This is a genomic window from Promicromonospora sp. NPDC060204 (assembly GCF_042728455.1).
Taxonomy (GTDB): domain Bacteria; phylum Actinomycetota; class Actinomycetes; order Actinomycetales; family Cellulomonadaceae; genus Promicromonospora.
This window is the reverse complement of the sequence record NZ_JBHWZO010000481.1, coordinates 1-1,095: the sequence shown is the minus strand read 5'-3', so window position 1 is coordinate 1,095 and position 1,095 is coordinate 1. Positions and strand designations below refer to the sequence as shown.

The 1,095-nt window shown below is 71.8% G+C and carries 1 protein-coding gene; it reads right to left on the bottom strand.

The window, feature by feature from the left end; translation table 11 throughout:
* Window positions 1-83: 83 nt before the first annotated feature.
* A complete protein-coding gene (locus tag ACFWEJ_RS28815; RefSeq protein ID WP_377232575.1) occupies window positions 84-851 on the bottom strand; it encodes a GPP34 family phosphoprotein in 768 nt (255 codons plus the stop codon).
* Window positions 852-1,095 lie beyond the last annotated feature (244 nt).

Below are 1,095 nucleotides of genomic sequence, written 5' to 3'. Positions count from 1 at the left end.
CAGCCACCCCCGGGCCCCCGCGGGTACGCTAGCCGGTCGCCGCAGGCGTTTGGCACGCGGCCCTCTGGTGTACGGCGGGGTCGTCAGGCGACCGGGGTGCCCTCGGCGGCCGGGATCGCGGCGGCCTCGGCCTCCGCGGCCTCCTTGGTGTTCGCGATGATGACGGCGGCCGCGACGGCGGCACCGACCGTGGCGACGGCGGCGACCGAGGCCGCGATGGCGACCTGCGTGGCGACCGTGGCGACGCCCCACTCGCTGCCGGCGATCTCCTCGGCGCGGTCCTGGGCGACCTTGCGCTGCTCCTTGCCGACGAGGCCGGAGATCAGGCCCGAGCCGTGCAGCAGGGAGATCAGGGTCGCGGTGCGCTCGTCGGGCTCAGCGCCCTCGACGAGGACCTTGGTGAGGTTCGCGCGCAGCGCGGTCTCGTGGCTCGAGTCGGGGGCCGGCCAGCGGGTGACGGGGAGCATGCGGAAGAGCTTGGTCTCCTCCTTCTCCAGGATGCCCCGCTCGACGAGCGCGGCCAGGAGGTTCTCCTCGGCGTCCTTCGAGATCGCCTCGACGACCTTGCGCGCGGGGGCGTCGGGCGTGGCGAGCACGGCCTGCAGCGCGGCGTCCAGGGCGATGTGGCCCGCGGGGCTGTTGTCGGTGACGATGATCGTGGCGTCACCGGCCTTCTCGCGCTCCTCCTTGGTGGCGCCGGCCTCGGGCGCACCCCGCAGCAGGGTCTTGCGCGCGTCGGAGAGGTCGGCGAGGAGCGCACCGGCGAGGCGAACACCCAGGTTGTCGACGTTGGCGGTCTTGCCCGTCTCGTCGTCGACGGCGAGCAGCAGGAAGTCTTCGGCAATCAGCATGGGGCAGATGCTATATCCGACAAGCGAGACACGCCCCGATTGAACCAGTGGCCGAGAAGCTCACTCTTGGCCACGACTATGGTTAGCCTTACCTAAGGTGCTATGGTCGCACTGCACGCAGGGGAGGCGGTCCACCGGACATGCGGGGCTGGGGGGTTCCGGATGGTGAAGGTCTGCCTGGCGGCGGCCGACGCCGCCGCCGAGGAGGGCAAGTCGGTGGAGGTGCTGGACCTGCGGTCGATGC

What these genes read in the sequence shown, in the direction of transcription:
- ACFWEJ_RS28815 (WP_377232575.1), bottom strand. Translation starts at nt 851, where the DNA reads ATGCTGATTGCCGAAGACTTCCTGCTGCTCGCCGTCGACGACGAGACG.